The sequence below is a fragment of the Elstera litoralis genome (genome assembly GCF_000963705.1).
Lineage (GTDB): Bacteria > Pseudomonadota > Alphaproteobacteria > Elsterales > Elsteraceae > Elstera > Elstera litoralis.
The window spans coordinates 1-1,847 of record NZ_LAJY01000381.1 but is presented as its reverse complement, the minus strand read 5'-3'; the positions used below and the strand labels follow the sequence as shown (position 1 = coordinate 1,847).

Sequence of the window (1,847 nt, the reverse complement as noted above, 5' to 3'; positions counted from 1 at the left end):
TGAAATCAGTTTGTCGCTTTACGGACGGGCGCTCGTAAAGAAAAGCCGCCCAATCGCAGGATCGGGCGGCTTTGAAAGGGGAACGGTTACGGTTTAGACGTTGAAGCGGAAGTGGAAAATATCGCCGTCCTGCACGGGGTATTCTTTGCCTTCCAGGCGCATCTTGCCCGCTTCCTTCGCGCCCGCTTCGCCGTTGCAGGCGATGAAATCGTCATAAGCGATGGTTTCAGCGCGAATAAAGCCCGTTTCGAAATCGGTATGAATTACTCCGGCGGCTTCCGGCGCTTTCGCCCCGGCGCGGACGGTCCAGGCGCGGGCTTCTTTCGGGCCGACGGTGAAGAAGGTCAGCAGGCCGAGCAGGCTATAGCCGACGCGGATAACGCGGGCGAGACCGGTTTCCTCCAGGCCCAAAGCGCTGAGAAACTCCTGCTTTTCCACTTCGGTGGCGAGCTGCGCCACTTCGGCTTCAATGGCGGCGGAGATGACCACCTGGGCCGCGCCTTCCGCCTTGGCCCGCTCCGCGACAGCATTGGACAGGGCGTTGCCGGTGGCGGCCTCTTCCTCATTCACATTGCAGACGTAAACGACCGGCTTCGAGGTGAGCAGTTGGAGCAGCTTCACATTGCGCTTCGCCTCGGCGTCCCAGTCGCGGATGATGCGGCGGGCGGGGATGCCTTCGCGCAGGCCCGCGAGCAGCGGCCCCATCAGCGCTAGAAGCGCAACGGCTTCCTTATCGCCGCCACGGGTGCGCTTGTTGAGCGCCACTTCGCGCTTCTCAAGGCTCTCCATATCGGCGAGCATCAACTCGGTTTCCACCGTTTCGGCGTCGCGGATCGGGTCGACCGAGCCTTCGACGTGGGTGATGTCGCCGTCTTCAAAGCAGCGCAGCACGTGCACGATGGCGTCGGTTTCGCGGATATTGGCGAGGAACTGATTGCCGAGGCCTTCGCCCTTCGACGCGCCGCGTACTAGCCCGGCGATATCGACGAACTCAAGCTGCGTCGGAATGATTTTCGCCGATTTTGAGATGGCGGCGATCTTATCAAGGCGCGGGTCGGGCACGGCAACGATGCCGGTATTCGGCTCGATTGTGCAGAACGGATAGTTCGCCGCTTGCGCCGCGACCGTGGCGGTGAGCGCGTTGAACAGGGTCGATTTGCCCACATTGGGCAGGCCGACGATACCGCAATTGAAACCCATACTCGTGCGTCCCCAGGCTTTTCCCGCGCGCAGGCGGTAAGAAGAATCATTGGGCGTGGGTTTAGCCGGTTTTGCGGCTTTTGTCTCGGAGGGAGTTGGGCGGCAGGATTAAGGCCGGGCCGCCGTCAGCAGATGGGTGACGATGACATCGATCTGGCGCTGGCCCGCGCCTTCCAAAATCGCCCGCGCCGCGCCATAGGCCGGGCCGTGCAGATAGGCGACCAGGGACACGCGGCTGCGTCCGCCGTCAAGCTCCGTCACGCGCCAGGAAAACAGCGTGGCGGCCCCCGGCTGAGCGCGGCCCCAGCGCAACTCGCGCGGGGCGGCGGCGAGGCGAGGAGCTTCATAGCTGAAAGGCATTAAGCCGTAGAGCAGATTGATACGGAACCGTATCGTTCCGCCATCAGAACTATCCTTGATTTCAGCGAGGCTAATCGCGCTGCGCGACCAGTCCGGCCAACTCGAAACCGCGTCGATCTTCGCCCAAAGCGCGGCGGCCGGAAGGTCCGTATCGCGGCTGGAGAGCAAGACAATGGTCTGCCAATCGGGCGGCGTTGCGGCTAGCGTGTGGAGGGGAGCAACGTCGGGATGGGCCAGCACGGCGGGGGCGCTGCGCCCGGCCAGGATCAACCCCATCAAACTCGCCA

General features: G+C 63.1%; 2 protein-coding genes. Both read right to left on the bottom strand.

The window, feature by feature from the left end; all coding sequences use genetic code 11:
* Window positions 1-93 precede the first annotated feature (93 nt).
* On the bottom strand, window positions 94-1,200 hold the full coding sequence (ychF, locus tag VZ95_RS14035; RefSeq protein WP_045776410.1) for a redox-regulated ATPase YchF: 1,107 nt from the start codon (window positions 1,198-1,200) through the stop codon (window positions 94-96).
* Between the two features lie 108 nt (window positions 1,201-1,308).
* On the bottom strand, window positions 1,309-1,847 hold a 539-nt coding region (locus VZ95_RS14030; RefSeq protein WP_045776409.1), incomplete at its 5' end, for an SRPBCC family protein.